Origin of the sequence: Herbaspirillum sp. WKF16, assembly GCF_028993615.1 — a bacterium.
GTDB lineage: Bacteria > Pseudomonadota > Gammaproteobacteria > Burkholderiales > Burkholderiaceae_D > Herbaspirillum.
In genome coordinates, this window is record NZ_CP118632.1 from 2,156,714 (window position 1) to 2,174,518 (window position 17,805).

Annotated in this window: 14 protein-coding genes; 7 read left to right on the forward strand and 7 right to left on the reverse strand. The window is 65.7% G+C overall.

Annotated elements, in window-relative coordinates; translation table 11 throughout:
- Positions 1 to 14: 14 nt before the first annotated feature.
- The 3 genes from Herbaro_RS09925 to Herbaro_RS09935 all read left to right on the forward strand — a co-directional run bounded on the left by Herbaro_RS09925 (position 15) and on the right by Herbaro_RS09935 (position 3,031).
- Positions 15 to 1,361, forward strand: coding sequence for an Nramp family divalent metal transporter (locus Herbaro_RS09925; RefSeq protein ID WP_275013655.1), 1,347 nt, complete (start codon positions 15 to 17; stop codon positions 1,359 to 1,361).
- An 86-nt stretch (positions 1,362 to 1,447) separates the two neighbouring features.
- Positions 1,448 to 2,737, forward strand: coding sequence for a type II toxin-antitoxin system HipA family toxin (locus tag Herbaro_RS09930; RefSeq protein ID WP_275013656.1), 1,290 nt, complete (start codon positions 1,448 to 1,450; stop codon positions 2,735 to 2,737).
- The gene (locus tag Herbaro_RS09935; RefSeq protein ID WP_275013657.1) at positions 2,738 to 3,031 is read left to right on the forward strand and encodes a helix-turn-helix domain-containing protein; all 294 of its coding nucleotides are present in this window, start codon (positions 2,738 to 2,740) and stop codon (positions 3,029 to 3,031) included. It begins immediately after the preceding gene.
- 44 nt (positions 3,032 to 3,075) lie between these two features.
- Here Herbaro_RS09935 and Herbaro_RS09940 read toward each other — a convergent pair whose 3' ends face one another.
- The 4 genes from Herbaro_RS09940 to Herbaro_RS09955 all read right to left on the reverse strand — a co-directional run bounded on the left by Herbaro_RS09940 (position 3,076) and on the right by Herbaro_RS09955 (position 8,022).
- A complete protein-coding gene (locus Herbaro_RS09940; RefSeq protein ID WP_275013658.1) occupies positions 3,076 to 4,056 on the reverse strand; it encodes an HlyD family secretion protein in 981 nt (326 codons plus the stop codon).
- A 75-nt stretch (positions 4,057 to 4,131) separates the two neighbouring features.
- Positions 4,132 to 4,332, reverse strand: a complete 201-nt coding sequence (locus tag Herbaro_RS09945) for a DUF1656 domain-containing protein (protein WP_275013659.1) — start codon at positions 4,330 to 4,332, stop codon at positions 4,132 to 4,134.
- A complete protein-coding gene (locus tag Herbaro_RS09950; RefSeq protein WP_275013660.1) occupies positions 4,322 to 6,553 on the reverse strand; it encodes an FUSC family protein in 2,232 nt (743 codons plus the stop codon). The genes Herbaro_RS09945 and Herbaro_RS09950 overlap by 11 nt, the downstream gene beginning before the upstream one ends.
- Positions 6,550 to 8,022 (reverse strand): efflux transporter outer membrane subunit, encoded by a 1,473-nt coding sequence (locus Herbaro_RS09955; protein ID WP_275013661.1) that lies wholly within the window; start codon positions 8,020 to 8,022, stop codon positions 6,550 to 6,552. The genes Herbaro_RS09950 and Herbaro_RS09955 overlap by 4 nt, the downstream gene beginning before the upstream one ends.
- 223 nt (positions 8,023 to 8,245) lie before the next feature.
- On the opposite strand from Herbaro_RS09955, the gene Herbaro_RS09960 reads away from it, so the two are divergent.
- The 4 genes from Herbaro_RS09960 to rraA all read left to right on the forward strand — a co-directional run bounded on the left by Herbaro_RS09960 (position 8,246) and on the right by rraA (position 14,627).
- Entirely contained in the window at positions 8,246 to 9,226 is a 981-nt protein-coding gene (locus tag Herbaro_RS09960) for a LysR family transcriptional regulator (RefSeq protein ID WP_275013662.1), read from the forward strand.
- A gap of 149 nt (positions 9,227 to 9,375) precedes the next feature.
- Positions 9,376 to 11,961 (forward strand): ATP-dependent chaperone ClpB, encoded by a 2,586-nt coding sequence (gene clpB, locus Herbaro_RS09965; protein ID WP_275013663.1) that lies wholly within the window; start codon positions 9,376 to 9,378, stop codon positions 11,959 to 11,961.
- A 441-nt stretch (positions 11,962 to 12,402) separates the two neighbouring features.
- The gene (locus Herbaro_RS09970; protein ID WP_446719318.1) at positions 12,403 to 14,103 is read left to right on the forward strand and encodes a diguanylate cyclase; all 1,701 of its coding nucleotides are present in this window, start codon (positions 12,403 to 12,405) and stop codon (positions 14,101 to 14,103) included.
- 32 nt (positions 14,104 to 14,135) lie between these two features.
- Positions 14,136 to 14,627, forward strand: a complete 492-nt coding sequence (rraA, locus tag Herbaro_RS09975) for a ribonuclease E activity regulator RraA (protein WP_275013664.1) — start codon at positions 14,136 to 14,138, stop codon at positions 14,625 to 14,627.
- Positions 14,628 to 14,657: 30 nt separating this feature from the next.
- Here rraA and Herbaro_RS09980 read toward each other — a convergent pair whose 3' ends face one another.
- The 3 genes from Herbaro_RS09980 to Herbaro_RS09990 form a co-directional block, all read right to left on the reverse strand.
- On the reverse strand, positions 14,658 to 14,984 hold the full coding sequence (locus Herbaro_RS09980; protein ID WP_275013665.1) for a type II toxin-antitoxin system RelB family anti-toxin: 327 nt from the start codon (positions 14,982 to 14,984) through the stop codon (positions 14,658 to 14,660).
- Positions 14,968 to 15,222 (reverse strand): type II toxin-antitoxin system RelE family toxin, encoded by a 255-nt coding sequence (locus Herbaro_RS09985; protein WP_275013666.1) that lies wholly within the window; start codon positions 15,220 to 15,222, stop codon positions 14,968 to 14,970. The genes Herbaro_RS09980 and Herbaro_RS09985 overlap by 17 nt, the downstream gene beginning before the upstream one ends.
- Before the next feature lie 100 nt (positions 15,223 to 15,322).
- Positions 15,323 to 17,548: an FUSC family membrane protein gene (locus tag Herbaro_RS09990; protein WP_275013667.1), complete on the reverse strand. Its 2,226-nt coding sequence runs from the start codon at positions 17,546 to 17,548 to the stop codon at positions 15,323 to 15,325.
- Between the last annotated feature and the right edge of the window lie 257 nt (positions 17,549 to 17,805).

Below are 17,805 nucleotides of genomic sequence, written 5' to 3' on the forward strand. Positions count from 1 at the left end.
AGGGGAAACCGCTCTTGCCATTCACGTTCAAACTGCCGCGCATCCCTGGCCTGCCCAGCACTGCGACGGCGCCGTTCTGTCCCTCCGAGGTCGCCGGCTCGGTCGACGTTCCTCTCACCGCCTCGGTCTGGCAAAAACTCAAGATCTACGTCGGGCCGGGCCTGCTGGTGTCGATCGGCTACATGGATCCGGGCAACTGGGCGACGTCGATCGGGGCCGGCTCGCAGTTCGGTTACCAGCTGCTGTTCGTGGTGATGCTCTCCAGCCTCGCCGCCATCGTGCTGCAATGCCTGTGCGCGCGGCTGGGCATCGCCACCGGGCGCGACCTCGCCGTGCACTCGCGCGAGCATTACCCGCCGGCGGTGGCGCGCGGCATGTGGCTCCTGGCCGAACTCTCCATCATCGCGTGCGACCTGGCCGAGGTGCTGGGCTGCGCGCTGGCGTTCAACCTGCTGTTGGGGGTGTCGCTGCCGGTGGGCGTGATGCTGACCGCGCTCGACACGCTGATCGTGCTGGGCCTGAAGGGGCGGGGCTTCCGCCAGGTGGAGGCGATCATCCTGGGATTGGTGATCACCATCGCCGTCTGCCTGCTGGCCCAGCTGGCCTTCGTCAAGGCCGACTGGCACGCCGTGGCGCTGGGCTTCGTGCCGTCGCTGCAGGCCATCTCCAGCCGTGAACCGCTGTACCTCGCCATCGGCATCGTCGGCGCCACCGTGATGCCGCACAACCTCTATCTGCATTCCTCCATCGTGCAGACGCGCAGCGTGCGGCGCGACCCGGCGTCGCTGGCCGACGCGGTGCGCTACACCCGCATCGACACCATCGTCTCGCTGATGATCGCCATGGTCATCAACGCCGCCATCCTGATCCTGGCGGCCTCGGCCTTCCATCGCAGCGGCAATACGCAGGTGACCGAACTGGACCAGGCCTACCACCTGCTGGACCCGATCACCGGCTCGGCCGCCGCCGCCATCCTGTTCGGCGTCGGCCTGTTCGCCGCCGGGCAAAGCTCTACCTTCACCGGCACCATCGCCGGCCAGGTGATCATGGAAGGTTTCCTGAAGCTGAAGATCCCGTGCTGGCAGCGCCGCGTCATCACGCGTGCGCTGGCGCTGGTGCCGGCCCTGGTCGGCGTGCTCACGCTGGGGCCGCACTCGGTGGGCAAGCTGCTGGTGGCCAGCCAAGTGGTGCTGTCGCTGCAACTGCCGTTCGCGATGTATCCGTTGATTCGCCTGACCGGCCGGCGCGACCTGATGGGCGCGCTGGTCAACCCGTGGTGGGTGGCGGGCGTGGCCTGGATCTTGTTCGCCGCCATTTCGGCGGCCAATGTGTGGCTGGTGATCCAGGTGTTTGCAGTCTGATCGCTACATTGGAATCCATTATATACACATTAAAGTATCATTTTTGATGTAGAAATTTCTATCAATAATGATAGTATGGTGTATATATGAATCAATCTTGCACTCTTCAGGTCTTCATTGACGGCGCCTGGCGCGACGCTGGCGCCTTGTCGCTCACCGGTGATGCCGCCCGGGGCATGGCTTGTTCCAGCTACCTGGCCTATGCCGCCGGGCATGTCATCGCGTATCAGGGGCGCAGGGATGCGGCAGCTTTCTCGGCCAACGTGCCAGTGGACTTCATGGATCGCCAGGAGCCGGCGTGGCCGCCGTTCCTGATCGACCTGCTCCCGCAGGGCCATGGCCGCGGCGAGCTGTTGCGGCAACTCGGACTGGATGAGCGGGCCGAAGCCTCGGCTGACTGGCAACTCCTGAGCGCGGGCGGCGGCAATCCCATCGGCAACCTGCGCGTGCGCGAGGCGCATGAGTGGGTGAGCGAGCGCAGCGGCGGCAAGCTGCGCGGCTTCAGCATCGACGAGATCGCAGCCCGTTCGGAAGACTTCAATGAGTACCTTGCCCAGGATGGACTGTTTCTGGCCGGCTCGTCAGGCGTGCAGGGCGAATGGCCCAAGATCCTCCTGACCCGCGGGCGGGACGGGCTGTTTTACCTCGACCATGCGCTTGCCGACGAACTGGCCGAGGCGCATTTCATCGTCAAGTTCAGCCGCGGCAGCGATGCGTCGCTGGCCGACATCCTGCGACTGGAAGCGCCCTACATGCGGCTGGCCGGCTACCTAGGGCTGGACGTCCACGGCGAACTCGAGTTGCACGGGGGAGCCTTGTTCATCCCGCGCTTCGACCGCGAGGTGCGCGAGGGCGCCGTGCTGCGCCATGCGCAAGAGAGCATCGCCTCGCTGTGCGGCGTCAGCGGTTTCGGCGCGGCGCCGTCGCACAATGCCGCCTGCGCCCGCCTGGGGCAGGTGACAAGCGATCCGGCGCGCGAGGTGACTGAATATCTCAGGCGCGATATCGCCAACATCGTCTTGCGCAACAAGGACAACCACGCGCGCAATACCGCTATCAGACGCGATGCGAATGGAGATATCGGGCTCACGCCGCTGTTCGACTTCGCTCCCATGTGGCTGCATCCGGACGGTATCGCGCGCCGCATGCGCTGGGAGCGCGACGATGCCGGCTCGCCGCAATGGGCCAGCGCGATTGCGCAGGCTTGCGCGGCGGCAGGCGTCGATCCCGAGCCGGTGTGCCGCGGAGTGCAACAAATGGCTGCGCCGCTGGCAGGCTTGCCGGCGTTGATGCGGGAGTTGCAGATCGAAGACAGGTTCGTGGCGCCGCTGGCGGCCACGGTGGCGCAGGTGCGCGCCCAGCTGGAGGATCTTTGAATGGACAAGCGCTTCAAGCCCATGACGCCTATCGAGCAGCTGGAAGAGCGGCGCGCCTTGTCGGAGGAACTGGCGGCCGATCCGGCCATGCCGGTGGCGGCCGTGATCCGGAAGATCCGCAGTGCGCTGCGGCTGACGATCGCCGAATACGCCAGGCTGTGCGGCGTCTCCGCGCGCACGCTGCAAGACATCGAGCGGGGCGAATCCAGCCCTACGCTGGCGACCGCCGACAAGCTGCTCAAGCCCATGGGCATGACGGTCGGCGCGGTCGGGCTCAAACGTCCTCCAACATGAAAAAAGCGACCCTTGAGGTCGCTTTTTTTTTGGCGGAAGGGGGCTCAGTTCTTCGCGGTTTCCCGCTCCTGTCGCTTGCCGCTGCCCGGTTCCAGCACCACGGTGCAGGTCAGGCCGGAGGCCAGCAGCACGTCCTTGGGCACCTCGTCCAAGTGGATGCGCACCGGGATGCGCTGGGCCAGGCGCACCCAGTTGAAGGTCGGGTTGACGTCGGCGATCAGCTCGCGGCTTTGCGGGTTGTCGCGGTCGTAGATGCCGCGCGCGATGCTGTCGACGTGGCCGGAGAGGGAGGCGCCGTTGATCAGCTGGATCTTCGCCTTGTCGCCGATGGACAAGAGCGGCAGCTTGGTTTCCTCGAAGTAGGCATAGACCCAGAACGAGTGGCTGTCGATGACCGCGATCTTGGCCGCGCCGGCGGTGGCGAAGTCGCCGCGGCGCACGTTCAGGTTGGTGATGTAGCCGTCCACCGGCGAGAACACCTTGGTGCGTTCCAGGTTCAGTTTGGCGGTGTCGCGTTGGGCCACGGCGGCCTGGTAGTTGGCCTGGGCCGACTGGTATTGGGCTTGCGCGGCCTGCGTCTGCGCCTGGGCGGCGGTGACTTGCGTGCCGGCGTCTTCGCGCGCTTCGCGTGAGACCACCAGCGCATCCATGTCGGCGCGGCGGCGGGCCTGGGCGCGGCGCATGTCGAGGTCGGCGCGGCGACCGTCGACTTCGGCGCGACGCACGTCGAGCTCAGCCTTGCGGGCGGCCAGCGCCGCTTCCGCCTGCTGCAGCGCCAGCTGGTAGCGCGCCGGGTCGATTTCCATCAGCAAGTCGCCTTTCTTGACCAGCTGGTTGTCGCGCACCGGCAGCTCGACCACCTGGCCGGAGACGTCGGGCGCGATGTTGACCACGTCGGCGCGCACGCGGCCGTCGCGCGTCCACGGCGAGAGCATGTAGTGCTGCCACAGGGTCCAGGCGAGCAGGATGGCCAGCAGGAAGATCGCTAGCGTGACGATGGAACGGAAGATCGATTTGACCGGCATGGTGAACTACTCCTGATGATTTCTTTATCTTGTCGTGAAGCGTGTTATCGGGTTGGCGCGGAAGGTTGGGAGCGGCTAGCTGTACACGTAGAGCCCCATGAGCGAAGCGAGGCAGACGAACATGCTCACGCGGAACAGCGCCGGGTGCCAGGTCAGGTCGTAGAAGCCCAAGCGCACCAGGATGCGGTCGGCGATGACGGCCAGCGCGGCGGCCAGGACGACCAGCAGCAGCACGGTGGGAATGTAGGCGTCGAAGAATGAAATTTCACGTGGCATGGCGTGTTCCGGAATCGTTGTTGGCGTTGTCGGGGCTGCCGGCGCGTACCGTATGCAGCGGCGATTGCTGGTCGAGCAGGGCGGTGCGGATGAAGTGCAGGTAGCTCAGCGTGCGCTGCAGGCGATGGCGCTCGCTGCGTTCGCGGTAGTGCGGGCCGATGGCTTGCTGCACCTGGGCGATGGCCTGGTCGTTGGCGGCCAGGGCGTCGGCCAGGGTGTCGCGGCCGGGTTGGCTGAACAGCGCCGGGATGGTTTCGCGCAGGCGGTTCAGCGCGGCGTAGGCGGCCGGCGGCAACAGGTCGGGCGCTTCGGTGCGGATGCCGTTCAATTCGGTGCGCAGCTCGATGATGGCGTGGCCCACTTCCAGCGTGGCGAACATCCAGCCGAAGGCGATCTGGCGCAGCACCGGGCGGCTGCTGGTGAGCATGGTGATCTGGTGCATCAGGTCGCGCGTGCCGCTCTCGAACTTCAGCGCCAGGTGGCCGAGCTTGCCGAAGCAAGCGTCCACCACCTGCTTGCGCAACTGCTTTTCCAGGATGCGCACGGTCCAGTCGGTGGTCGGCGGCAACAGCACCATGAACGAGACGGCGGTCACGACCAGCGAGACCATCAGCGCGATCGACTCGTTGATGTAGCCGGCGGCGTTGAAGCGGGCGAAGTTGTCCGGCACCGCGAGGAAGGGGAAGAAGATGCAGATGCCCAGGCCGTAGCCGGCCCACTTGGGCTTGGTGGTCAGCAGCACCGCCAGCATCAGCACCGGCGCGAGGGCGGCGGCCAGCATCCAGTAGCCGTCCAGGCGCGGCAGCACGTGGAAGGTGTAGACGTAGCCGGCAATGGCGGCGAACACCACGCCCACGGTGACGGTACGGGTGGCCTTGGCGGGATCCGGCGCGGCCGAGGTGATGGCGCAGAAGGCGGCCGCGTTCAGCGCCGCGACGTCGCCGCTGGGCCAGCCGCTGGCCAGCCAGAACGCCGACAACAGCAGCAGCGTGATCGAGGCGCGGGCGCCTGCGATGAGCGCGGTGATCATGCTGGTCTTGGGCGCGTAGGCGTGCTCCCATTGCTCGCGCTCGTGGCGGCGCTGGGTCAGCGAGGCATAGGTGAGGGTATAGGCGTGCAACTCTTCGATCACGCGGTACAGCAGCTCGGAGGCGGTGTCGAAGTCCAGCATGGCGCTGTCGCTGTCGAGTTCCAGCGCGTCGCGGGTGGCGCGCACGCGGCGCGGCAGTTCGCGCTTGTAGGCCTCCAGCTTGAGACCGGCATCGGCGGCGTCGAGCGCGCTCATCACGGGCTCGCCGCTGTCGCGCGTGAGCAGGGGCTGCACTTCCTTGAAGTAAGGCGAGATGGCCGCGATCACCGTCTGCGCGCCGGGGGCGGGATTGGCGTGCAGCCGGTTCATCAGCTGGTGCAACGCATGCACCCGCGTGGACAGCGCCATGAACTCGCTGTTCATGCGCGTGAGCCGGCCGCTGCGCAGGCGGATCTCCGGGTCCTCGAAGATCGCCGAGCTGCGCAGCGCCTCCAGGCCGATAATGTCGCCCACGAAGCGGGCGTTGGTGGCTTCCAGTTTCTTGCGTTCGGTAGTGCCGCCCAGGGTGGCGCCGATCAGGTCGACGAAGGCCGAGAAGCGGCCGCGGATGATGCGCACCAGGCCCGGCGCGCTGGCCTGCGGAAACACCAGCGCGCTGACCAGCCCGGCGCAGACGATGCCCACGGTGATCTCGGTCACGCGGGTCATCACCGAGTCGAAGGTGATGCCGGGGTTGAGCGCGGCCGGCAAGCCGATCAGCGCCACCGTGTAGCCCGAGAGCACGAAGCCGTAGGAGCGGAAGTTGCGGTTGTGCGCCGAACCCACCGTGCACAGCCCGATCCACAGCGCCGAGGCCAGCAGGAACAGTTCGGGCGTCTGCGCGAACAGGCCGACGAAGACCACGATGGCGGCCGAGCCGACCAGGGTGCCGACCACGCGGTAGAAGCTCTTGGCCAGGATCATCCCGCTTTGCGGCTGCATCACGATGAACACGGTGATAAGGGCCGAACGCGGCGATTCGAGGTCAAGCGCATAGCCGATACCCAGCGCCAGGAGGCCGGCGAAGACCATCTTGAAGACATAGATCCAGGTCGGGCCGTCATTGTGCAGCCAGTCGGCGGCGGCGTCGCGCAGCTGCGCGCCAAGGGGGACGCGCGGTGTATCGGCGCTGGTGTCGGCGGGCCGGTTCATTGCGCGGCGGCCTTGATGACGTCATTGGCGTCGGCCGCTTCCAGGCCGCCGCCCAGCGCCGCGGACAGCGACGCCCAGGCCGACAGGCGCTGGGCCTGCAGCTGCTGCACGATCTGTTGCTGGCGCAGCCATTGGGTTTGCGCGTGCAGCACGTTGAGGTAGTCGGTCAGGCCGCGCTGGTAGGCGCGGGTGGCGATGTCGACATTCTTCTGCGCGGCGGCGACCGATTCGCGCGCCTGCTGCTGCTGGCGCTGCACCGATTGCAGCGTCACGACCTGGTCGGCGATGCCCTTGAGCGCCTGCGTCAGCAGGGCGTTGTAGTGCTCCACCTCGATGTCGTAGCCGGCCGTGGTGGCGCCCAGCTGGCCGCGCAGGCGGCCGCCTTCGAAGATCGGCAGCGAGATCGCCGGGCCGTAGGTGGTCTGCCAGTTGGGCAGGCTCAGGAAGGACAGCATGCCGCCGCCGGCCGCGGCCGGGCCGATGCCGGCCAGCAGGTTGACGTTGGGATAGAAGGCCGCCTTGGCCACTGCGATGCCCTTGCCTGCGGCCTCCACGCGCCAGCGCGCGGCGCTGATGTCGGGACGGCGGCCCACCAGCTCGGCCGGCAGCGCGCTGGGCAGGCCGATGGCGGCGTGCAGCGCCAGCACCGGGCGCGCGATCTTCTCGCCGGCGCCGGGGCCTTGGCCCAGCAGCGCGGCCAGCTGGTTGCGCACCAGCGCGATGCTTTCATTCAAGGCCTCGATCTGGCGCCGGGTCTCCGGCAGCGGGGCTTCGGCCTGGGTGATGTCCAACTGGGTACCGAGGCCGCCGGTGAAGCGGCGGTGCGCCAGGTCGAGGATCTTCTGCTCTTCCTTGAGCATGGCCTCGGTGTTGTCCAGCAGGCCGTATTGCAGGGCCAGCTGCACGTAGGCGCGCACCACGTTGCTTTCCAGGTCGAGCTGGGCGGCGCGGGCGTCGGCGGCCACCGCGTGCATCTCGTCCTGGGCGCGCTCGGTGGCGTTCTTGTTGCGGTCCCAGAGATCGACGTTATAGGACAGGCCCAGGGTGGCGGTGTTGTTCCAGGTCAGCTTGTCGCGGAAGCTGGCGCCGTAGTAGACGTTGTCGGACCAATCCTTGCGGCCCACGGCAGCGTCCAGCTGGACGCCGGGCAGCTCGCCGGCATGCGCCACCACGGCCATCGACTGCGCCTGGCGCACCCGGGCGGCGGCGATGGCCATGCTGGGGTTGCCGGCCACGGCCGTTTGCACCAGGGCGTCGAGCTGGGGATCGTTGTAGGCGCTCCACCATGCGCGCTGCGGCCAGCCGGCTTCGGCGCCGGCGGTGCGGATGGCCTGGCCGGCGGCCAGCGCGGTGACGTCGCGCACCTGGGCTTGCGGCTTGATCCCGCCCTGGTCGGCGCAGCCGGCGATTGTCAGGGATAGCGCAATGACGCTCAGGGCGCACACGCGATGGTAGGACATGCGTTTCATGGAATTACCCAAAAATATGCAAATATCAGATGGTATGTATTCTATTTTGTAATGATCTGACGAAAAATCAGCGCACACGCAATTGCTTATCTCAGATAGTGCAATAATCATTGCTTCATTTTGGGTAACAATGCTGTCATCCGCCACTGCGCGAAGCGTAGTTGAAACGCGAGCCGGCCCAAGGGGCTGCTCGTGCGGCGACTGGTTACAGCATAGGAAGAGTATGGACACCTTGCAAAACATGCGCGTCTTCGTGCGCGTGGTCGACGCCGGCAGCTTCACGCTGGCGTCCCAGCAGATGGGCCTGACCACCGCCCACGTATCGCGCGCGGTGGCAGACCTGGAGCGGCATTTGCGCACGCGCCTGCTGAACCGCACCACCCGCCGCATCGCCCTGACCGAGGCAGGCGAGCGCTACCTGCTGCGTTGCCAGCAGATCATGTCCTATGTGGAGGAGGCCGAAGCCGAGGCCGGCTCGGCCTACGTCAAGCCGTCCGGCCGTTTGCGAATCCATGCCATGACCAGTTTCGGGCAGCGCTATGTGATTCCGGCCATTTCGGGTTACCAGAAGCGCTATCCCGACGTGGCGGTGGAGCTGACCCTGGCCCAGCGCATCCCCGACATGCTCGAAGAGGGCTACGACGTGTCGCTGGTGCTGGCCCGCGAGTTGCCGGATTCGGGCCTGATCTATCGCCAGCTGGGCAGCACCTTCAGCATGCTGTGCGCCTCGCCGGCCTATCTCGACAAATACGGGGCGCCGCAAAAGCCGGCCGACCTCAACAACCATGCCCTGCTGCAATTGATGAGCCCGGTGTCGCCCTTGTACGAATGGGTGCTGGAAGGGCCGGAGGGCTCCAGCACCGTAGAGGTCAAGAGCAATTTCCAGGTCAACGTGGCCGAGGCCATGCTGGGCGCGATCCGCGAAGGCATGGGCATCGGCGTGCTGCCGATCTATTCGGCGGTCGATCCCTTGCGCAGCGGCACCATTGTGCGCGTGCTGCCGCAGCACCAGGTGCAGCAGATGAGCGTGTACGCGCTGTACCCCTCGCGCCAGTACCTCGACGCCAAGATCAGCACCTGGGTCGACTGGATGCACGAAAGCGTGGACAAGGCATTGCAGGAGGATCACCAGGCGCTGGATCGCATCGGCACGCTGCGCGAGGAGATGCAGGGCGTGGGCACCGCGCAGGAACACGCGGCGTGAAGGCGCGTTGCCGGCCTGGCAACTACCGCAGTCCCGGCGGACGTGAGGATGCCGCGTTCCTGAGCTAAATCAAATTTCGCGGCATGGGTCTTGCTTGAAAATCAAATGGCCGGCCCAATTTTCTTCTCATTGAAAAATTGGAGCGAACCATGCGTCTCGACAAACTCACCACCAAATTGCAGGAAGCGCTGGCCGACGCGCAATCCCAGGCAGTCGGCCACGACAACCAATACATCGAACCGGTGCACTTGCTCATCGCCCTGCTGAACCAGGACGACGGCGGCGCGCGCTCGCTGCTGCAGCGCGCGGGCGTGAACGTGAACGGCCTGTCCACCGCCTTGCAGGGCGCCTTGCAGCGCTTGCCGCAGGTCTCCGGCAACGGCGGCGAAGTGCAGGTCGGCCGCGAGCTGGTGGCCTTGCTTAACCTGGCCGACAAGGAAGCGCAGAAGCACGGCGACCAGTTCGTGGCCAGTGAAATGGTGCTGCTCGGCCTGGCCGACGACAAGTCCGACGCCGGGCGCGCCGCGCGCGAAAACGGCCTCACCCGCAAGTCGCTGGAAGCGGCCATCAAGGCCGTGCGCGGCGGGGCCTCGGTGTCCTCGCAGCAGGACGAGGGGCAGCGCGAAGCCCTGAAGAAATACACCCTGGACCTGACCGAGCGCGCCCGCGCCGGCAAGCTCGATCCGGTGATCGGCCGCGACGACGAAATCCGCCGCGCCATCCAGGTGCTGCAGCGGCGCAGCAAGAACAACCCGGTGCTGATCGGTGAACCCGGCGTGGGCAAGACCGCCATCGTCGAAGGCCTGGCGCAGCGCATCGTCAACGGCGAAGTGCCGGACAGCCTCAAGTCCAAGCGCGTGCTGTCGCTGGACATGGCGGCCCTGCTGGCCGGCGCGAAGTATCGCGGCGAGTTCGAGGAACGGCTGAAGGCGGTGCTGAAGGAAATCGCCCAGGACGAAGGCCAGACCATCGTCTTCATCGACGAGCTGCACACCATGGTGGGCGCCGGCAAGGCCGAGGGCGCGATGGATGCCGGCAACATGTTGAAGCCCGCGCTGGCGCGCGGCGAGCTGCACTGCGTGGGCGCCACCACGCTGGACGAATACCGCCAGTACATCGAGAAGGACGCCGCGCTGGAGCGCCGCTTCCAGAAGATCCTGGTCGACGAGCCGAGCGTGGAGGCGACCATCGCCATCCTGCGCGGCCTGCAGGAGAAGTACGAGGTGCACCACGGCGTCGACATCACCGACCCGGCCATCGTCGCCGCGGCCGAGCTGTCCCACCGCTACATCACCGACCGCTTCCTGCCGGACAAGGCGATCGACCTGATCGACGAGGCCGCCGCCAAGATCAAGATCGAGATCGATTCCAAGCCCGAAGTGATGGACAAGCTCGATCGCCGCCTGATCCAGCTCAAGATCGAGCGCGAGGCCGTCAAGCGCGAGAAGGACGAGGCCTCGCAGAAGCGCCTGCAGCTGATCGAGGAAGAGATCGGCAAGCTTGAGCGCGAGTATGCCGACCTGGAAGAAATCTGGAAGGCCGAGAAGTCGACCGCGCAGGGCGGCCAGCAGTTGAAGGAAGAGATCGAGAAGGTGCGCCTGCAGATGGAAGAGGCCACCCGCAAGAGCGATTGGCAGCGGGTCTCGGAATTGAAGTACGGCAAGCTGGCCGAGCTGGAAGCCGCGCTGGAAGTGCAGAACAAGAAGGATGCGGCCGGCGTCGCTACTGAAAAGCCCAAGCTGGTGCGCACCCAGGTCGGCGCCGAGGAAATCGCCGAGATCGTGGCGCGCGCCACCGGCATCCCGGTCTCGCGCATGATGCAGGGCGAGCGCGAGAAGCTGCTGCACATGGAGCAGGTGCTGCATGAGCGCGTGGTGGGCCAGGAGGAGGCGATTGTCGCCGTCTCGGACGCCATCCGCCGTTCGCGCGCGGGGCTGGGCGATCCCAGCAAGCCCTACGGTTCGTTCATGTTCCTCGGCCCCACCGGCGTGGGCAAGACCGAGCTGTGCAAGGCGCTGGCGTCCTACCTGTTCGATACCGAGGAGGCGATGATCCGCATCGACATGAGCGAGTTCATGGAGAAGCATTCCGTGGCCCGCCTGATCGGCGCGCCGCCGGGCTATGTCGGGTATGAGGAAGGCGGCTACCTGACCGAAGCCGTGCGCAGGAAGCCCTATAGCGTGATCCTGCTCGACGAGATCGAAAAGGCGCACCCGGATGTCTTCAACGTGCTGCTGCAGGTGCTGGACGACGGCCGCATGACCGACGGCCAGGGCCGCACCGTGGACTTCAAGAACACGGTGATCGTGATGACCTCGAACCTGGGTTCGCACCGCATCCAGTCGATGGAGGAGAGTGATCCGGCGCTGGTGAAGTTGGCGGTGATGGCCGAGGTGCGCACCCACTTCCGCCCGGAATTCATCAACCGGGTGGATGAGATCGTGGTGTTCCACGCGCTGGATGCGAAGAACATCGGCGCCATCGCCAAGATCCAGCTGCGCATCCTGGAGCAGCGCCTGGCGCGGCTGGAGATCGGCCTGCAAATCAGCGACGCCGGCCTGCAGAAGATTGCCGAAGCCGGTTTCGATCCGGTGTATGGCGCGCGGCCGCTCAAGCGCGCGATCCAGCAGGAGATCGAGAACCCGCTGTCCAAGGAAATCCTGGCCGGCCGCTTCGGTCCCAAGGACGTGGTGCATGTGGATGTGAAGAACGGGCAGTTGAGCTTCAGCAAGTAAGGGCGGGCAATACCGGCGGGGCGACAGCCCCGGCGCCGCAAGCGGCGGATGCGTGCAAGCGCATCCGCCGTTTTTTGTTGCGGCTGCGCATGCCGCTGGCCCCGGGGTGCATAAGTTGTCATACAATTCACGATTGATCGTGGATCAGCGACAGGGCGGCCCCGCAGGGATGAAAATGATTCCCAAAGGAAGCTGGGATGTGCTATCTACATGATCGGCATACAAGCGCCGACACTTTCCTTGCCGGATGGGAACAGCGACGGGGCGCTTTCGCATAAAATGCTTGTTCTTGGGAAACGCGGCGGCCGCCTGGCCGCCGCAGGCGCCGCACCGTCACGGGACATACGGCAGCAAGGGAAACATGCTTAAAGAAAGTTGCAGTCTGGGCAGTCAAGCAAGGGGGCGATTCTGAAGCAATCGTCTTTGCAGCGGCTGTTCATCTTGCCGTTCATCTTCCTGATGGTCTGCCTGGCGCTGACCATCGGGTGGTTCCTTTATCGGGCCGGCGACGACGCCACCGAGGTGCTGGCGCGCAATGCGCTGATGGAGGTCATGGGTCGCGTCGGCCAGGCGATCGATCGCCAGACCCTGAGCGCGCGTGAAAGCCTCAACGTGGTGGCGCCGCCGCCGGTGCCGTCGTTCGAGCCGGGCGAGGCCCCGGCCGTTCTGCCTTTCCCCAAGGACCGCAAGCAACTGGAAGAACGCCTGTGGCTGGCCAACGGCCTGTTTGACGATCCCAGCTATGTGTATTTCGGCGGCGCCGACGGCAGTTTCCTCGGCATCAAGCAGGAGACCCGCAACCGCTTCATGTACAGCGTGCGCGAGCCGGATGGCAAGAACTACGTGTCCTATCTGCGCGGCCCCGGCACCGAGATGAAACTGACGGCGGTCCAGGACTACGATCCGCGCACCCGTCCGTGGTACCGCCAGGCGATCGAGAGTGGGCGCGAGACCTGGTCCCCTGTCTACACCGATTTCCGCCTGAAGCACCTGGGCATTAACCTCTCCAAGCCGATCTTCGACGCCGACGGCAGCCTGATGGGCGTGGCCAGCAGCAGCATCGGCCTGCGCCAGCTGACCGAGTTCCTGCAGCAGCTGCCCCTGGGCCGCAACGGCGTGGCGTTCGTGGCCGAACTCAAGGGCGAGATGATCGCCACCTCGCTCAACGAGCCGCTGCACGAGATCAAGGGCAATGGCGCCGAATTCACACGCCTCACTGCGCAGCAGAGCAAGTCGCCGCTGGTGCAGCAGGCCTTCGCCGAGGTGCAGCGCCACCTGGCGGCCAATCCGGCCGAGCCGGGCCGGCTGGTGTTGCTGGGCGCGCGCAGCGAGGGCACCAAGATCGAGGTGGCGTTCCGGTTGCACCATGACCCGGCCGGGCTGGACTGGCTGGCCATCAGCGCCGCGCCGCGTTCGGACTTCCTGGGCTCGGTCACCGGCGGCGTCTACCAGACGCTGCTGCTGGGCCTGGTGGCGGTGTGCCTGACCTTCGTGATCGGCTTCCTGCTGCTGCGCTGGGTGCTGCGCGACATCCGCAAGCTGACCCTGGCGGCCAAGAGCATCGGCAACGGCAGTCCGTTCCCGGCGCTCAACATCGACCGCAACGACGAGATCGGCCAGCTGGCGCACAGTTTCCAGGAGATGGAACGCAACCTGCGCACCGACCGGCTGACCAATGTGCTCAACCGCGACTCGCTGATCGCCCAGATCGATTTCCGCCGGCGCAATTCTTCCGAGGCCAATCCGCTGCAGTTCGGGCTGCTGTTCATCGACCTCGACCGCTTCAAGGCGGTCAACGACGAACACGGCCACGACGAGGGCGACAAGGTCCTGATCGCCATCGCAGAGCGGCTGCAGCATACGCTGCGCCACGACGACTCGGTGGCGCGCTTCGGCGGCGACGAATTCGTGGTCTACCTGCACGGCGTCTCCGACATGGAGATCGCGCGCAGCATCGCCGACAAGATCCGCCATTCGGTCAACAAGCCCATCGAGGGCCGCGGCGGCCAGCAGTACGCGGTGGACGCCTCGGTCGGCGTCTCGCTTTACCCGGCCGACGGCCTGGACGTGGAAACCCTGTTGCGCGTGGCCGATTCGCGCATGTTCGACCAGAAGCGCCTGCACCGCATCCTGTCGGTGTAGGCCGTACCCTTCAGCTGCCAGAGGAAAACGCCATGAGCTTTGCCACCTGCGACCTGTGCGACGCCAATGAAGACAAACTGGCCGCCGGCGCGCTGCATGTGCTGCCGCCGATCTTCGCGTCCTTCGGCAGGCAGGCCGTCTTCGCCGGTCCGGCCAGGACGCTCAAGGTGTTCGAGGACAATGTGCTGGTGCGCGCCGCGCTGGAGACGCCCGGGGAGGGCCATGTGCTGGTGGTCGATGGCGGCGGCAGCCTGCGCTGCGCGCTGGTGGGCGGCAACCTGGGACAACTGGCCGAGAAGAACGGCTGGGCCGGCATCCTGGTCAACGGCTGCGTGCGCGATGCGCTGGAGCTCAACGCCTGCGATATCGGCATCCGCGCGCTGGCCACGCATCCGCAGCGCAGTTTCCGCAAGGGCGCGGGCGACGCCGGCATCCGCGTCACCATCGCCGGCGTGGCGGTGCACCCGGGCGACTGGATCTATGCCGACGCGGATGGGGTGCTGGTGTCGCGCCAGGCGCTCTGAGGCCATGGTCGCCGGCGCGTTGCGCGGCGCTCAGAAGTTGATCTGCTCCGGCGTCAGGCCCAGCGCGGCCGCGATTTTTTCCAGGGTGCGGGGCCGCGGCTTGCGGCTGTTTTCCTGCCTGGCATAGGCCGGTTGGGAGATGCCCAGGCGCAGCGCGACTTCCTGTTGCAGCAGCCGCAGATGCTCGCGCCAAGCCTTGACCGGCGTGGCGTCGCTGAGGATGGCGGCCTGCACGACGGCATGCGGGATCAGCTCCTGCTCGCGATACAGGTTCAGGAATTCCTGATAGGGCAATACCACGAAGGCCGGTTTGCCATCGGCGCCGACGATGGTCTGCGCGTTAGTCCATGCGTTCATCGTGCTTTCCCATCTCTTGAATTTCGACGATGCGGATGCCGTCATCCCAGTCGAACAATACCCGGTAATTCTCCACCCGCAAGCGATACCCGAAGGCATGGCTGCTCAAGGCCCTGACGTTGCCGCAGTCGGGCATGTGCCGCAGGGTTGCGACCGCTTCCACGATCATCGTTCGCACGTGCTGCTCCAGATTGCGCAACTGGCGGGCGGCTTTGGGAAACCAATGGATGGAGTTCATCCTGGCGACTATAGCCAGATCGAGGCTTTGTTCGTTTTCGGCGAAGGTTCGATTGAGTTTTTTTCGAATTATTCCGGGTAGCCGGACGAGGCCGGGGTCCTTAATTCTTGCGCAGGATGTTGTCGATCGCCGAGGTCTGGGCCACGATTTCTTGCAGATCCTGGTTCAGCAGGCTGGCGCGCCGTTGCAGCGTGACCCAGCCGGACCACGCGCTGGCTTCGGCCGGCAGGGGTTCGGGCGTGACCGGGCCGACCAGTTCGATCTTGGCCGAGAGCGCCTTCTGTTCGGGCGCCTCGGGCGAGACCACCACCGCGCCGCCGCGCTTCTTCGATTTCGGCGCCAGGATGCGCTGGGCTTCGGCCAGGTGCTCGCTGGCTTCGAGGTAGGTGTCTTCGATGAGCTTGTTGACCGGGCCTTCGGGGATGTTTTCCTGATGGCGCCGCAGCATCAGGCGCAGCGCCGCGATATGGGCCGCCACGAGGTAGTTCTGCACGATGAAGCGGTTCAGTTCCTTGACCGCCCGGTGCTTGGTCGCCGGCTCATCCATCATGCGCACCAGCGCCGAGATCAGCGCCGCCAGGCTGTCCATGAAGCCCTTGCGGCACACGCGGTAGAAGAAATCGTCCTTGACCTTGCCCTCCAGCATGTCGCGGCTGGCGGTGAGGTAGCGCTGGCTCGATTTGAGCACGTTGCGCAGCAGCTTGGGCAGGTCGCGGTATTCCCAGGCCGGCAGCACATAGCTGAACAGGGTGGCGATCACCACGCCGATCACGGTGTCGATCAGGCGCTCGCCGATCACCCCCTGGTGGCCGGCCGGCACCAGCAGGTTGAGCAGCATCAGGATCTGCACCGAGGCGGCGATGGCGGTGTAGCGGTACTTCACATAGGTGAAGGCGGGCGCGGCCACGCTGGCGGCGAACAGCACCGCCATCTGGCCCATCGGGTTGTGCACGAAGCGCAGGATCAGCATCGTGATCAGGCAGCCGATGATGGTGCCGATCAGGCGGTCCGCCATGCGCTGCTTGGTGGCGCTGAAATTGGGTTTGAGGATGATGACGATGGTGAGCACGATCCAGTAGCCGTGCGCCATGTAGGGCAGGTGGTTGGAGATCCACAGTCCGGTGGTCACCGCCAGCGCCACGCGGATGGCGAAGCGGAAGATCGGCGACTGCCAGCGCAGGTTCACCAGCAGCATGTTGAACTTGAACTTCTGCTGGGTCAGGAAGGGCGTCATGTCCGAGCCCGGCAGGATGGGGATGGGGTCGACCGGGTTTTGCGTGGCCTGGTGAAGCTGGCCGATCAGCTCCATGATGTCGCGGATCTTGTTGTAGGTCACGCGCAGGATGGTCAGCGCCTCCTCGGAGGCTTGGCCGGGGCCGGGCTGGGACATCTGCTGCATCTCATATTGGATCGCGCGCAGCTCGGCCTTGTAGCTCACCGTCGGCGTCGAGGCCTTCTTGCGGGTGATGGCGTAGGCGATCGACTCGATGTCCTCGCCGGCCTTGTTGGCCAGGTCGCGCAGGAAGATCATCACGTCGGCGTTGCCGAAGTGGTTGCGCAGGAAGGCATAGTCGGCGTGGGTGGAGAGCACCTGCTCGTAGAGTTCCAGCATCGACAGGTGCACCTGCACCAGGAGGCCGTCCTGCTTGGTGTGGAGGTCGCGCAGGATCAGGTCGCGCGAGGCTTGCTGCTTGTCGGCCACCACGATCTGCTGGCGCACCAGCTGGTTGAACTGGCTGGCCAGGTCGTGCCGCACATCGTAGAAGTCGGCCTTGATGCGCAGGTAGCGGGCCAGCTCGAACAGCGCCTCGGCCAGCACCTGTTGCTTGATGCGGCGGCGCAGGAACCACGACACCGCCATCGAATAAGCCAGGTAGCCGAGGCCGCCGCCGAGGAAGAAGGCCGAATGCAGGACGGCGTCGGTGATCGGCGCCTGGTTCTCCATCGACAGCGTCATCACCATCAGCGCAGCGAACTGCAGCGGCATGGTCTTCTTGCCGTAGACCACCATCATGCTGGCAAAGAAGCTCACCACCACCATCATCGCGCTGACCAGCCAGGGGATGGGCGCGGCCAGGCTGATGACCAGCATCACCAGCGTGCACAGCAGCACGCCGGCCAGCATCTCGTTGAACTTGTGGCGCAGCGGGCTGGGCAGGTCCATCAGGCTGGTGCACAGCGCGCCCAGGAAGACCGTCATGGTGGTCGGCATGTCGGCCACGTTGTAGACCAGCATGGTGAAGCCGACCACCCCGATTGCGATCCGCACCCCAGTATAGAAATAGTGACTGAATAGAAACGTGCGGATGTCCAGGGCGTAATGCATGAAGACGTATCGACGTTGAATCGCCGTTCAATTTTGGTAGTCGCCCATTTTGTGCCTTCTTGCGCGATTAAACAACCGGATGAGGAGCGCGGCGCAAAACAAATACCTTGAACAAAACGCGGCTGCGGCAGTCGCTGGCGCAGCCGTGCGGGAGGCGGCGGCGCTGTGGGGAGAGCAAGGGAGCGCGCCGGGACGGCGCGTGAAGTCTTTTCATCGTCCGCGCGCAACAGGCGCGCGAACGATGGCGGGCGTCGCGC

Coding starts and splice junctions, on each gene's coding strand:
- Herbaro_RS09930 (WP_275013656.1), top strand. CDS start 1,448: ATGAATCAATCTTGCACTCTTCAGGTCTTCATTGACGGCGCCTGGCGC.
- Herbaro_RS09935 (WP_275013657.1), top strand. CDS start 2,738: ATGGACAAGCGCTTCAAGCCCATGACGCCTATCGAGCAGCTGGAAGAG.
- Herbaro_RS09940 (WP_275013658.1), bottom strand. CDS start 4,056: ATGCCGGTCAAATCGATCTTCCGTTCCATCGTCACGCTAGCGATCTTC.
- Herbaro_RS09945 (WP_275013659.1), bottom strand. CDS start 4,332: ATGCCACGTGAAATTTCATTCTTCGACGCCTACATTCCCACCGTGCTG.
- Herbaro_RS09950 (WP_275013660.1), bottom strand. CDS start 6,553: ATGAACCGGCCCGCCGACACCAGCGCCGATACACCGCGCGTCCCCCTT.
- Herbaro_RS09955 (WP_275013661.1), bottom strand. CDS start 8,022: ATGAAACGCATGTCCTACCATCGCGTGTGCGCCCTGAGCGTCATTGCG.
- Herbaro_RS09960 (WP_275013662.1), top strand. CDS start 8,246: ATGGACACCTTGCAAAACATGCGCGTCTTCGTGCGCGTGGTCGACGCC.
- clpB (WP_275013663.1), top strand. CDS start 9,376: ATGCGTCTCGACAAACTCACCACCAAATTGCAGGAAGCGCTGGCCGAC.
- rraA (WP_275013664.1), top strand. CDS start 14,136: ATGAGCTTTGCCACCTGCGACCTGTGCGACGCCAATGAAGACAAACTG.
- Herbaro_RS09980 (WP_275013665.1), bottom strand. CDS start 14,984: ATGAACGCATGGACTAACGCGCAGACCATCGTCGGCGCCGATGGCAAA.
- Herbaro_RS09985 (WP_275013666.1), bottom strand. CDS start 15,222: ATGAACTCCATCCATTGGTTTCCCAAAGCCGCCCGCCAGTTGCGCAAT.
- Herbaro_RS09990 (WP_275013667.1), bottom strand. CDS start 17,548: ATGCATTACGCCCTGGACATCCGCACGTTTCTATTCAGTCACTATTTC.